Source organism: Vibrio sp. 10N.247.310.17, assembly GCF_041466605.1.
In the GTDB taxonomy this organism is placed as follows: domain Bacteria; phylum Pseudomonadota; class Gammaproteobacteria; order Enterobacterales; family Vibrionaceae; genus Vibrio; species Vibrio tasmaniensis_A.
Map to the genome: position 1 here is coordinate 12,710 of NZ_JBFSTC010000006.1, position 12,290 is coordinate 24,999.

General features: G+C 44.3%; 12 protein-coding genes. All 12 read right to left on the reverse strand.

The window, feature by feature from the left end; all coding sequences use genetic code 11:
- Nucleotides 1–55 precede the first annotated feature (55 nt).
- Nucleotides 56–523, reverse strand: a complete 468-nt coding sequence (nusB, locus tag AB6D80_RS03340) for a transcription antitermination factor NusB (protein WP_004734399.1) — start codon at nt 521–523, stop codon at nt 56–58.
- The gene (gene ribE / locus AB6D80_RS03345) at nt 523–993 is read right to left on the reverse strand and encodes a 6,7-dimethyl-8-ribityllumazine synthase (RefSeq protein ID WP_004734398.1); all 471 of its coding nucleotides are present in this window, start codon (nt 991–993) and stop codon (nt 523–525) included. Before ribE ends, nusB begins: the two co-directional genes overlap by 1 nt.
- 280 nt (nt 994–1,273) lie before the next feature.
- Complete coding sequence (gene ribBA / locus AB6D80_RS03350) at nt 1,274–2,383, reverse strand: bifunctional 3,4-dihydroxy-2-butanone-4-phosphate synthase/GTP cyclohydrolase II (RefSeq protein ID WP_004734397.1); 1,110 nt, start codon at nt 2,381–2,383, stop codon at nt 1,274–1,276.
- A 108-nt stretch (nt 2,384–2,491) separates the two neighbouring features.
- Nucleotides 2,492–3,148 (reverse strand): riboflavin synthase, encoded by a 657-nt coding sequence (locus AB6D80_RS03355; RefSeq protein WP_009847469.1) that lies wholly within the window; start codon nt 3,146–3,148, stop codon nt 2,492–2,494.
- An 84-nt stretch (nt 3,149–3,232) separates the two neighbouring features.
- Nucleotides 3,233–4,357 carry a bifunctional diaminohydroxyphosphoribosylaminopyrimidine deaminase/5-amino-6-(5-phosphoribosylamino)uracil reductase RibD gene (gene ribD, locus AB6D80_RS03360; protein ID WP_372187785.1) on the reverse strand — a complete coding sequence of 375 codons (1,125 nt, stop codon included), beginning with the start codon at nt 4,355–4,357 and terminating at the stop codon, nt 3,233–3,235.
- 40 nt (nt 4,358–4,397) lie between these two features.
- On the reverse strand, nt 4,398–4,847 hold the full coding sequence (gene nrdR, locus AB6D80_RS03365; protein WP_004734394.1) for a transcriptional regulator NrdR: 450 nt from the start codon (nt 4,845–4,847) through the stop codon (nt 4,398–4,400).
- A 156-nt stretch (nt 4,848–5,003) separates the two neighbouring features.
- Nucleotides 5,004–6,254 (reverse strand): glutamate-5-semialdehyde dehydrogenase, encoded by a 1,251-nt coding sequence (locus AB6D80_RS03370; protein ID WP_102561151.1) that lies wholly within the window; start codon nt 6,252–6,254, stop codon nt 5,004–5,006.
- A gap of 66 nt (nt 6,255–6,320) precedes the next feature.
- Nucleotides 6,321–7,505, reverse strand: a complete 1,185-nt coding sequence (gene proB, locus AB6D80_RS03375; RefSeq protein ID WP_017084187.1) for a glutamate 5-kinase — start codon at nt 7,503–7,505, stop codon at nt 6,321–6,323.
- A 76-nt stretch (nt 7,506–7,581) separates the two neighbouring features.
- Nucleotides 7,582–7,971, reverse strand: coding sequence for a sigma factor-binding protein Crl (gene crl / locus AB6D80_RS03380; RefSeq protein ID WP_009847473.1), 390 nt, complete (start codon nt 7,969–7,971; stop codon nt 7,582–7,584).
- Between the two features lie 143 nt (nt 7,972–8,114).
- A complete protein-coding gene (gene frsA / locus AB6D80_RS03385; protein WP_009847474.1) occupies nt 8,115–9,368 on the reverse strand; it encodes an esterase FrsA in 1,254 nt (417 codons plus the stop codon).
- Between the two features lie 89 nt (nt 9,369–9,457).
- The gene (gene tet(34), locus AB6D80_RS03390; protein ID WP_009847475.1) at nt 9,458–9,922 is read right to left on the reverse strand and encodes an oxytetracycline resistance phosphoribosyltransferase domain-containing protein Tet(34); all 465 of its coding nucleotides are present in this window, start codon (nt 9,920–9,922) and stop codon (nt 9,458–9,460) included.
- Nucleotides 9,923–10,006: 84 nt separating this feature from the next.
- Nucleotides 10,007–11,296, reverse strand: coding sequence for an NCS2 family permease (locus AB6D80_RS03395; protein WP_012604654.1), 1,290 nt, complete (start codon nt 11,294–11,296; stop codon nt 10,007–10,009).
- Between the last annotated feature and the right edge of the window lie 994 nt (nt 11,297–12,290).

The following is a 12,290-nucleotide window of genomic DNA, read 5'->3' on the forward strand; positions in this document are numbered from 1 at the left end:
AGTTACAAAAAAGGCCAGCATAAAAGCTGACCTTTAGATTCAATATACGAACGTCTTATTTCTTACGAACGTGTGGTGCAGCTTTATCAAGCACACCGTTAACAAACTTATGGCTGTCTTCTGCTGCAAATACTTTTGCAAGCTCGATAGCTTCGTTGATAACCACTTTGTATGGTACATCTTCGCGACGAGTCATCTCGTACATAGCTAAACGTAGAAGCGCTAGTTCCATCAAATCCAGATCTTGCATAGGGCGAGATACGAATGGACGAAGCTTGCTATCAAGTTCCATGTGGCTAAGAGCAACACCAGTTAGTAAGTCGCGGAAGTATGCAACGTCTGTTTCTGGCATAGCTAGAGCAGGTTCTGCGGCATGATGCTCTTCTTCATCATACTTACCACCAGATAAGAACTGTTCTTCAACGGTAGCAATATTTTCTTTAGTAATTTGCCAAGAATAAATTGCTTGTAGAGCAAATTGACGTGCGTTACGACGTGCGGCTGGTTTCACACTGGCCCCCATTAGGAATCGATTTCAGAAAGAACGTTGATCATCTCAAGTGCGCTAAGTGCGGCTTCTGCACCCTTATTACCAGCCTTGGTTCCTGCGCGTTCAATAGCTTGATCGATCGTATCAACAGTAAGAACACCAAACGCTACTGGAAGAGAAAATTCCAGAGACACTTGTGCCAAACCTTTATTACATTCACTACAAACATAGTCAAAGTGAGGTGTACCGCCACGGATTACTGTACCAAGAGATACAATCGCATCGAACTTACCTGTTTTTGCAACGCGTTGCGCTACAAGTGGAAGTTCTACTGCACCAGGGCAACGAACAACAGTGATGTTGTCTTCGCTTACTTGTCCATGACGCTTTAAAGTATCGATTGCACCAGAAAGTAAACTTTCGTTAATAAAACTGTTGAAACGAGCAATAACGATAGCAATTTTTGCATTTGGCGCTGGGAAGCCACCCTCGATCACTTTCATAAGCCTTCCTTTAACTATTTTCATCAAGTGAGAATCGCCGGATTCTAGCACAAAACTGTGAGCAATATCTAATGCTAATTTAGAAGAACAGACACCGGAGATGTAAAGATGATAACGCAGCACGGCTCTCAACCATATAGGAGCAACCAGTAGTCAAGCTCGTGTATTTAACACGTTTTGAATCGGGCTTAACTACTTTGCTCTTTTGGCAAAACTAATCACCAAAAGAGCTACTGGAATCATCGGTAAATTATGTTGCTATAAACAGAGATATGTCGACTTACTCGCAAACATACTCAACAACGTTAAGACCAAAACCACCCAATGCGTGGTAACGCTTAGTGCTTGAAGAAAGCAGACGCATATCGTGTACGCCTAGGTCTTGAAGAATCTGAGAGCCGACACCAACACGACGCGAGGTACCTTGCTTCTTCGCCATAGTTGGCTGCTCGTTCTTGTCTTGCGCTTCGAATGTCTTCACTTTGTGAATCAAAGAATCAGACGACTCTTCGTTGCCCAGAATAACCAACACACCGCCTTCATCGCCAATGCGCTTCATCGCTTTATCTAGTGACCAGCTACGCTCAGTACCACGGTCTGAATGAAGCAGATCGGTAAACGTGTCATGCAGGTGAACACGTACTAGAGGAGCGCCTACAGACAAGTCGCCTTTTTGCATCGCGTAGTGGATCTGGTTATCAATCGTGTCACGGTAAGTCACAAGCTCAAAGTCACCAAACTCTGTTGGCAAATGACATTGTGCTACGCGTTCAATCGTCGTTTCTGTGTTGTTGCGGTATTCAATCAAGTCAGCAATGGTGCCTAGTTTGATATCGTGTTTTTCAGCGAAGACTTCAAGATCAGGGCGACGTGCCATGGTGCCGTCGTCATTTAGGATCTCAACGATAACAGATGCTGGCTCACAGCCTGCTAGACGAGCTAAATCACAGCCTGCTTCAGTGTGGCCTGCGCGTGTTAGAACACCACCTTCTTGAGCTGTCAGAGGGAAGATATGACCAGGTTGAACTAAGTCAGCCGCTTTCGCATCTTTTGCCACAGCCGCTTGAACGGTAACAGCGCGGTCTGACGCAGAAATACCCGTTGTTACGCCCTCAGCAGCTTCAATTGAAACCGTAAAGTTCGTCGTGTACTGAGCGTTGTTGTCTTGAACCATAGGCGCTAGACCCATGCGATTTGAACGCTCTTTGGTCAACGTTAGGCAAATTAAGCCACGGCCATACATCGCCATGAAGTTAATCGCTTCTGGCGTGACATGTTCTGCTGCCATGATCAAATCGCCTTCATTTTCGCGATCTTCATCATCCATCAGGATAACCATTTTTCCTAGGCGAATGTCTTCAATAATTTCTTGAGGAGTACTAATTGGCATTGTTCTATATCCTTTGAAATGGTTCTGCTTCCTAGAACCGACACTATTTAAACCTGATGATATTGCTTCGCTTTACAAAGTCTCGCTTAACACACTTTGTACCAACGATTAGGCAAAACCATTCTGCTGTAAGAATTCCATCGTTAATCGAGATTCAGGCTCAGACTCTTGCTGCTGGCCTTGCAGTAAACGCTCCATGTAGCGCGCTAATACATCGACTTCTAGATTCACTTTACGACCAACATTGAATTGATCAATGGTGGTTTCTGAAGAGGTGTGAGGAACGATCGTCAGCTTAAAGGCATTCTTGCGTAAATCATTCACAGTCAGGCTAATACCATCAACAGTGACTGAACCTTTTTGAGCTACGTACTTTGAGATCTCTGCAGGCATTTCAACCCAGAACTCAATCGCACGACCAACTTGGTTACGCTCAACAATCTCACCCACGCCATCAACGTGACCCGATACGATATGACCACCGAAACGCGTGGTCGGTAACATTGCTTTCTCTAGGTTGACCTTGTCGCCCGCTTGGTAATCCACAAAACCCGTTTTTTTAAGGGTCTCAAGCGAAAGGTCTGCACTGTAGCTGTGGTCGTTATACTCAACAACCGTCAAACACACACCATTGGTTGCGATACTGTCGCCTAACTTAACGTCAGCCATATCAAGATGACCAACATTAACCGTTACGGTGATGTCTTCTCCGCGGGGAGTGATTGCACTCAATGTACCTACGGCTTCTACAATTCCTGTAAACATTTTAAAACTCTTTTTGTTGTCAACAACACGTATGCAGTTGGAGTAACTATTTCTACTGTGGTTTCGTCACGATTTATTTCGCGACTATTGGTTAGCCGCAATTGGTTTCGCGACAGTAGGTTTCGTAACAATTGATTTCGCAATAATAGGTTTCGCGACGATGCGAATATCCACACCAACCTGTCGAACATCTTTAATTTCTAGATCAATAACGTCAGACATTGAAGTGAGCCCTAATGCGCCCATCAAACCTCGTCCGTCACTGCCCATAAGTTTAGGTGCTAAATAGAGGATTAGCTCATCCACTAGCCGTGCTTCAATCAAGCTTTTTGCCAATGTCGCGCCCGCTTCTACCCAAATATGATCAATATGGTTCGCTGGCAATTGACGCATTAGATCGTGTAAATCAAGCTGACCTGCCTTTGTGGTTCCGACCTCAATATCAGCAGACGCTTCAGCGACTCTCAATACCGATGTTGGAGTTTGGAATAACTTGAGCTCAGGACGCAGTTGATTTTGACGATCAAGAATCACGCGAATCGGCTGACGCAGCTCGTCTTCAGCGTAATGATCTTTGATACTGCTTGGCAACTCTGCCCAACGAACATTCAACGACGCGTTGTCTTCAATCACCGTCTGGCTAGTTGATAGCACAGCGCCTGACTTTGCTCGGTAATTCTGAACATCACGACGCGCTTCTGGCGATGTGATCCACTGGCTTTGACCATTTTCCAATGCCGTTTGCCCATCAAGGCTAGCGGCCATCTTTAACTGAACGAATGGCATGCCCGTTTGCATACGCTTGATAAATGCAGGGTTCAAGTCGAGAGCATCTTGCTCTAATAAACCGATTTCAACCTCAATACCCGCATCGCGTAGCATTTTGATACCACGACCTGCAACTTTTGGGTTTGGGTCCTGCATGGCACAAATCACTTTGGCTACTTGAGCTTTAATCAAACCTTCCGCACAAGGTGGCGTACGACCATAGTGCGAGCAAGGCTCTAGCGTGACATAAGCAGTCGCGCCTTTTGCCTTATCGCCAGCCATTCGCATGGCATGTACTTCAGCATGAGGTTCACCGGCTTTGGCGTGAAAACCTTCACCAGCGATCTGACCGTCACTTTGTACTATGACACAGCCAACATTAGGGTTCGGGGCAGTGGTGTAAATGCCGCGTTTTGCTAATTGAATAGCACGCGACATCATTTGAAAATCTAGGGGAGTAAAGTTTGACATGATTGAGACGTTAATCCTCTAATTTAGCGATTTCTTCGCCAAACTCTCGGATGTCTTCAAAGCTGCGGTAAACAGAGGCGAAACGAATGTACGCCACTTTATCCAATTCTTTCAATTGGCCCATCACAAGGTTACCAATCATCTCGCTTGGTACTTCACGCTCACCAGTAGCACGGAGTTGTGACTTAATCGTACTGATCGCAAGTTCAATCGCATCAGCACTCACTGGGCGTTTTTCTAGGGCGCGCTGTACACCACCCACCATTTTATCTTCATTAAATGGTTCGCGGTTTCCATTCGACTTTATGACTTTCGGCATCACAAGTTCTGCCGATTCGAAAGTCGTAAAACGTTCACTACATGCAAGGCATTGACGGCGACGACGAACCTGATGGCCATCGGCTACCAGTCTTGAATCGATTACTTTAGTGTCGTTCTCTGAACAAAAAGGACAATGCATATCACCTCCAAATAATTGAATATCAGTGTAACGGAATTGCCAAACGTTAGGAAAGAAAAAGGGCCAATTAAGGCCCTTTTGTGTGGTGATTCATTGATTATTGCTACTCGATCGCCATTTAAAAAATGAGCTGAGGAGTAAAATTAACGACCAGCGTTAACCGCGAATCAAATAGTTCGCTTTACCTACCCATTTGTAGCTTGTCAGCTCTTCTAAGCCCATTGGGCCGCGAGCATGCAATTTCTGAGTAGACACTGCGACTTCAGCACCCAGACCAAACTGTGCGCCATCAGTGAAACGTGTTGATGCATTCACATAAACCGCCGCAGAACCAACAGAGTTAATGAAACGCTCTGAGCTCTCTAGGCTGTTAGTCATGATCGCATCTGAGTGACTCGCGTTGTGTACGCGCATGTGGTCAATCGCCTCTGCCACATCCGCTACCACTTTCACGCCTAACGTGTAGCTTAGCCATTCAGTGTCAAAATCACCTTCAATCGCATCACGTTGATCTTCAAAACCTGCTAGCAGCGATTTTGCACTGGTATCAGCAACCAAGGTTACCTTGCCTGCTAAACGCTGTTTCAGCTTAGTTAGGAAAGCTTCAGCAACAGCTTCATGCACTAGCAGTGTATCTAACGAGTTACACGCTGACGGGCGTTGAACTTTTGAGTTTTCAACCACATCGACAGATTTCTCAAGGTCCGCACTTTCATCAACAAAGATGTGGCTGATACCAAAGCCGCCGATGATCACTGGAATGGTGCTGTTCTCTTTACACATCTTGTGTAAGCCAGCGCCGCCACGAGGAATAATCATATCCACGTAGTCATCCAGTTTAAGCAATTGAGAAACAAGTTCACGATCTGGCTTCTCGATGTACTGCACAGAAGCGGCAGGAAGCTCAGCTTTCTCTAATGCAGACTGGATAACTTTAACCAGTTCCATGTTCGAGAAGAACGTCTCTTTACCACCACGTAGAATGCTTGCGTTACCTGTCTTCAGACACAGAGCTGCAATATCGATGGTTACGTTCGGACGCGCTTCATAGATAACACCAACCACACCAAGTGGCACACGGCGGCGAGAGAGTGACATACCGTTTTCCAGTACCTTACTGTCCATTTCGCTGCCCACAGGGTCGTTAAGGCTAATTACGTTACGTACATCGTTAGCGATGCCGGTTAAGCGCTCTTCATTAAGAAGTAGACGATCAAGCAGTGCATCAGTTAGACCGGCTTCACGGCCTAATTCGATATCTTTTGCATTCGCTTCTAGAATCGTTGCAGCGTTTGCTTCTAGCTCATCAGCGATAATCGCCAATGCTTTATTCTTTTGCGCCGTTGATGCGGTCGCCAGGTGAAAAGCAGCGTCTTTTGCTGCGATACCCATGTTAGTTAAATCCACGTTTAACTCTCCCTAAATTCTGTCTGTCTTTGGATGCAAAAAGGCGATTCGCCTTATCATCACAAGCTACTCTTGGATTACAACAAGGTCGTCACGGTGAATGACTTCTGACCCATAATCGTATCCAAGAATGTCGCCAATATCTTTACTGTGCTTGCCTGCAATTTTTGCTAGGTCTTGGCTTGAATAACTGGCGATACCACGCGCAATTACTTTGCCTTTACTGTCTGTGACTTGGGTGACTTCACCACGAGAGAATTCGCCTTTAACTCGAACAACCCCTTTCGCCAACAAGCTACTGCCTTTAGTGTTAACTGCGTTCACCGCTCCATCGTCGACTACGATGTCACCAGCAGAAGCTGGGCCCGCTAGAATCCAACGTTTACGGTTTTCAAGCGCTTCAGCTAAAGGCAAGAAACGCGTGCCTTGTGGGTTGTCACTCAATGAATCAAACACCACATTTTCAGCACTGCCCGCAGCAATAATCACTTCAATACCCGCACGACGAGCAATATCAGCTGCCTGCAGTTTTGTCGCCATGCCGCCAGTACCTAACGTAGTACCGCTGCCGCCTGCGATCTTACGCAGTGTGTCATCAATAGTTTTCACTTCTTTGATGAGCTCAGCATTTGGGTCTTTACGAGGGTCTGCGGTAAACAGGCCTTTTTGGTCGGTTAATAGCAAAAGCTTATCAGCGCCGCATAAAATACCAACCAATGCCGACAAGTTATCGTTGTCGCCCACTTTAATTTCATTCGTGGCTACTGCGTCGTTTTCGTTTACTACCGGAATAATATCGTGCTCAACGAGCGCGTTGATCGTGTCACGTGCATTCAGAAAACGCTCGCGATCATCGAGATCAGCACGAGTCAGTAGCATCTGGCCAATCTTAAGGCCATAGATAGCAAACAAAGACTCCCAAACTTGAATCAACTGACTTTGCCCAACTGCCGCAAGCAATTGTTTGCTCGCCATTGAGTTGGGAAGTGCGGGGTAACCAAGGTGCTCACGTCCGGCCGCAATTGCACCAGACGAAACCATAACCACAGAGTGGCCTTGTTTTTTTAATTCAGCACATTGACGAACCAGCTCAACCATGTGAGCGCGGTCTAATGCCAATGTTCCACCAGTTAAGACACTGGTACCCAGTTTAACAACGACAGTTTTACGCTGTGTTGTTGTCCCGCTTTGATGATTTGTTGTCATGAAGTCTTTTATGAATAAAACAAATAAGAGGTGATGTTTTAGCAATCAACAGGGGAATTCACAAGCAGAAAAGGTGCGAAATCGCACCTTTTTGCTTTATAGAGAAGAGTAACCTTCAAAATCAGACGAATTCGACAGACTCTTCGTCTAACTGAACGCCGATTTCAAATTTCTTTTGAAGTTCATCAACCAGCTTTTGGTGAAAGGCTTCTTGAGTTCGAGAGACCTCAGCGATCGCCTTTTTAGGTAATGGCAAAGGATCCCAGTTACCATCGATGTTGTATTTACCCGTGTTGTACTTCGCCGAAAATCCTTCTTCCGACTTATCCAACTCCAACCACCAGCCCCAAAACTCACGTTCTTCTGGCGATTTTTTATCGTTCACACACACAGACAAGCAATCAAAAATATAGTGGCCTTCTTCTGATTGCGGCTCCCTTAAGTAAGGGCCTATAGCCTTTAAAACATTTAACAAGCGATAATGCGTAGGTTGTTGTGTCACTTCTGACATATTGAATCTCCATTTCAATGTTAAGAATGACGTTACTCAGAATGTTATACGTAGAAACTACGCAATTGGATTTTATAAATTATTTCTGAGTATCAGGTACTTACTTTGTACACTTTTCATGCTTAACTAATTTAGGAGAAATGTCATCTAAATAATTCATCCTCAAGCCACTTTATCGCCAATTCGAGGGATTGCTCATAACCTTGTGTAATTGATTTAGCTTTGATTTTCTTCGCTTTACCGTAATCACTGTAAATAGCAACAAGTTGGTTATCCATTGGAGGTGATACTGGGTCGCCCTCTAACGCTAATGCCAAGATAGGCACACTGGTTTTACTGTTTGACAGCAAACCTTGTACCTTGAGTGACCACGCCATCAATTGCCCAGAAAGACTATTGATATCAACGGCCCCTTTACCAAGACGTGAAGCCAAAACATCTAAATGCATTTTAGGCATCTGTTTCAGTTTGTCGGCATGAACAAAGATATCGTGAATTGGCGCGCCTAAAGAGATACACGCTTTAAGCTTATGCTGCTCAAGGAAAGATAATCTCACCATCGCATTGCCACCAAAGCGGAAGCCAAACAAGCCAACCTTGTGGTGATCGACCCACGGGATATTAGGCAGTTCATTCAAGACAGCTTGGTGAAGACAAGATGAGTCTTCTGTTAACGGCCAATGTGCACTGTGCCCTATCGATGGCATGTCTACCGTTAGCATTGCAATGTTCTTTGGTGCTAAGTAATCCCTAAACAAACGCCACATATCGGTTTGCAAGCTATCTAGACCAGCGCTGACAATCACAACCGGTTGTGGTTTGTCTGTTTTGGTAAGATGCAAGTTCGCTTTGATCTTCTTGTTTTGGTATGGAATATCAATCTGTTTGACGATCAACTTCGTATGCTTAATTGCTTCAGAATAAGCTGCGTTGGCCAACACTTGAGCCTGAGCCGCCAAATTGTCGTTCTTGAGATGTGGGTAGCCAGCAATGCTGAAGCACAACGATGCTGAAAACAGCTCTTCAGCCATTTCTTCACCCTTCTTCTCGTTCGAGCGATTTTGATGCTGCATACCCAGTTTGGTCCATTCGTATGCCCAGTTACCACTTCGGTAACCCATGACCGTATCAAGCCACTCATCGGTTGTACGAGAGTTATCTGATGACGCGATGCGAGCCAATACCGCTTCTTGCTCAATGGGGTTAACGCCTTGCCATACCCACTGAAGACGTCTTAGGTTTCGGTACCATGATGAGTTTTGCTGTTCACGCTTCTCATCCAATAGCGCTTCAGAGCTTGGCATGTATTGTGTCAGCATTGAGGTCTCTTTAGCCTGCTTGTGCTTTACAAACAAGGTTTCCGAAAGGTTCGAGCTCGTTTCTTCTGATTCAGACATTGGGATACTTAATAAGAAATGGTTGTTACTAATCATATAAAAAAAAATGACCCTATAAAGGGTCATTTCTCAAAAAACTAAGTTTACGCTTATTTTGACTTGCGATTTACCGGCTCAACGTAGCTTAGGCTAGTATCCCAAGGTTGCTCAATCCATGTGTCTTGAGCGATATCAACGATGTACTCATCTAGCAAGTCAGCACCAGATGGCTTTGCACACACAGCGATCAGTTTCGCTTTCGGGTACATTTCACGAAGCTTGCGTGCAGTGTCACCACTATCAACAAGATCTTCAACGATTAGGAAGCCTTCGCCGTCACCTTCAGGTGCTTTAACGACTGTCATATCACGTTGGTGATCGTGGTCGTAGCTAGAAATACAAATCGTATCTACGTGACGAATACCTAGCTCACGAGCCAAGATTGCACCAGGAACCAAACCACCACGGCTCACTGCCCAGATGCCTTTCCACTGCTCTGCTGGCATTTGCTTTTCAGCAAGTTGACGACAGTAAGTCTGCATGTTGTCCCAAGTGATAACGAATTTGTTGCTCATAGTATAAAACCTAATAATTTTGTCATGTTATTAGAGGCTACTTCAAACATAGCCTCTTCAGCGATTAAGCAGAAATCTAGACGATTAAGCGAAAGTATATTTAAGAATAAAGATAGCCGACATTACCCACACAGCAGGTGAAACGTCGCGACCTTTACCACTTAGCAGCTTAATTGCAGCGTAAGCGATGAAGCCTAGTGAGATACCCTCAGCGATAGAGTATGTCAACGGCATAAGCAGACATGTTACCACGACTGGGGCTGCTTCCGTAAGATCACGCCAATCAATACCAACTAGGCCAGACATCATCAAAATTGCTACATAGAACAACGCACCAGATGTTGCGTAGGCTGGAATCATACCGGCAAGCGGTGAGAAGAAAAGAGCCAGTAGGAACAAGATACCAACAACAACCGCTGTTAGACCAGTACGACCGCCCTCTGCTACACCCGCAACACTCTCAACGTAAGAGGTTGTGTTTGATGTACCTAACAATGCACCAATAGATGTTGCTGTAGAGTCAGCAAGCAGTGCTTTGTTTAAGCGCGGCAATTTGCCGTCTTCTTTGATTAGGTTTGCTTTCGTTGCAACACCAACCAGAGTGCCCGCTGTATCGAATAAATCGACGAACAAGAAAGCGAATACTACTGAAATCATACCTATTTCAAATACAGCAGAGAAATCAAGCTGCATGAATGTCGGTGCAAGACTTGGTGGTGTCGACATGATGCCGCCGTATTGAACGTCACCAATAGCAATACCAACAGCTGTGATAGCTAGAATAGCAATCATCACTGCACCTTTTACACCACGGTGAACAAGAGCAATCGTAAGGAAGAAACCAAGCGCACCTAGGATAGGAGCAATCGCGGTAATGTCGCCCAGTGAAACTTTCGTTGCTGGGTTAGAAACAACGATGCCTGCATTGCTAAGAGCAATAAACGCTAGGAAAAGACCGATACCTGCAGAGATACCAACACGCAGAGACATTGGGATCGAGTTGATAATCCATTCACGGATCTTAAAGATGCTTAAGAAGATGAAGATCACGCCCGATACGAAAACCGCTGCCAGAGCAACTTGCCACGTATAACCCATCCCCATTACAACAGCGTAGGTAAAGAATGCATTCAAACCCATGCCTGGAGCTTGAGCAATTGGGTAGTTAGCAACAAAGCCCATGATGAAACAGCCAATAGCAGCTGCTAAACAGGTTGCTACAAATACAGCGCCATGGTCCATACCAGCATCAGCTAGAATCATTGGGTTTACAAAAATGATGTAAGCCATTGTTAGGAAGGTTGTTAGACCTGCGATGATTTCAGTGCGCACATTGGTGCCATTTTCACTGAGTTTGAATAGCTTTTCGAACATTATCGAATCCTATAAGGGTAAAAAGTAAACGGTTGCGTAATCGATTGGCTGTGGATTATAAAGTTATCAAATAACAAATTCCAGATAGAATTAAGGCTCTAATCGATCTTTATCAGAATGCAGTATGAAACAGAGCGATTAAAAATGAAGATTGAAAGATAAAGTAACGATTAAAAACAATAAGATAAGTAAGATAAATACGATGAAAGTACTTGGCCATTTTTTAAACCATCAGTTATTTTCATTGAGAATCTAGCTAATAAATTCCGAATTCAAACCCACAATAGTTATGTATTTTTCAACAGGATCAGTAATAAGGCGCAAATTGATATTTCGGCGTTTAAAAAACAACCACGCAGAACAGCAGGAAAAGTGATAAGCGAAAGCGGTTTGGAAAAGTAGCAGGCAAAAAAAACGCCACTCAAAACTGAGTGGCGGTAGAATCTGTCAACCAAAAGGGCTGTAAAATAATTCCAATATATAGGGGTGAACAAAACTGTTCGAGTTACATGCTTGTGGTATTAGTAACCAAAGCTTGTAGGGTATGCAAAGTTGCTAGTGTAAACAGAGCTGTTAATCCAGAACATTGCAGATGGTAAACCTTTCATAACTATCACCTTAATAAATCAATAAAAAACGAATTTGATTTCTCGGTTCCTTGGAGGCGATAAAACGGACTCATCCTTTGAGCATTTACTCTTCACTTCAGAAGTTGGTTATTAATATACCCTAAAGAAAAAAGATTACAAGTGTTTTTTGATATACGTCACACTTTTGGCTATTTACGGTTATTTTACAAACTCATTTCTGTAATTAAATTACAAAATAGAATTAAACAAACGTTTACCTGTACCGTTTATAAGCATCAACGCGCTTATTTATGATCAGATAGACAAGATCGCTTTCAAAATTTGAGCTATTTGAGGTTTAGAACCGCTACTCGTCAAAACGCTCAAGTGGTATGCTGTTGCCATCAAAACAGACCCATATTTTA

Bases quoted from the DNA above. Each gene is read 5' to 3' on its own strand.
- AB6D80_RS03355 (WP_009847469.1), bottom strand. From the start codon at position 3,148: ATGTTTACAGGAATTGTAGAAGCCGTAGGTACATTGAGTGCAATCACT.
- crl (WP_009847473.1), bottom strand. From the start codon at position 7,971: ATGTCAGAAGTGACACAACAACCTACGCATTATCGCTTGTTAAATGTT.
- ribD (WP_372187785.1), bottom strand. From the start codon at position 4,357: ATGATGTCGCGTGCTATTCAATTAGCAAAACGCGGCATTTACACCACT.
- ribBA (WP_004734397.1), bottom strand. From the start codon at position 2,383: ATGCCAATTAGTACTCCTCAAGAAATTATTGAAGACATTCGCCTAGGA.
- nrdR (WP_004734394.1), bottom strand. From the start codon at position 4,847: ATGCATTGTCCTTTTTGTTCAGAGAACGACACTAAAGTAATCGATTCA.
- nusB (WP_004734399.1), bottom strand. From the start codon at position 523: ATGGGGGCCAGTGTGAAACCAGCCGCACGTCGTAACGCACGTCAATTT.
- AB6D80_RS03395 (WP_012604654.1), bottom strand. From the start codon at position 11,296: ATGTTCGAAAAGCTATTCAAACTCAGTGAAAATGGCACCAATGTGCGC.
- ribE (WP_004734398.1), bottom strand. From the start codon at position 993: ATGAAAGTGATCGAGGGTGGCTTCCCAGCGCCAAATGCAAAAATTGCT.
- frsA (WP_009847474.1), bottom strand. From the start codon at position 9,368: ATGTCTGAATCAGAAGAAACGAGCTCGAACCTTTCGGAAACCTTGTTT.